The organism is Devosia pacifica, assembly GCF_014652635.1.
Taxonomy (GTDB): Bacteria; Pseudomonadota; Alphaproteobacteria; order Rhizobiales; family Devosiaceae; genus Devosia; species Devosia pacifica.
In genome coordinates, this window is the sequence record NZ_BMZE01000003.1 from 742,950 (window position 1) to 743,232 (window position 283).

A 283-nucleotide genomic window follows, 5' to 3' on the forward strand; every position below is an offset into this window, starting at 1 on the left:
TTTTCGATCTTGCTATGGCCAAGCAGATTTGGATGGCCCGCAGGTTTCCTGTTGCTTTGTAGATTAGCGATGCCTTGGTCCGACGCAGAGAATGTGTGCCGTACTCCTCCGGCGCCAGGCCAATGGCCGTGACCCACTCGTCCACCAGCCTGGCGTATTGGCGGGTGCTCCGGTGGCCATCGGCCACGACTCGACTCGGGAAGGCGTAGTCATCGATCGTACCGCCGCGTCGCTCGAGCCAGCCAAGCAGGCTGGCTCTTGTGTCAGCAGTGATCTCGAACTG

At 60.4% G+C, this 283-nt stretch carries 1 pseudogene; it reads right to left on the reverse strand.

The features are described from left to right. A pseudogene (locus tag IE127_RS19755) lies at positions 1-283 on the reverse strand (tyrosine-type recombinase/integrase); the annotation flags it as partial.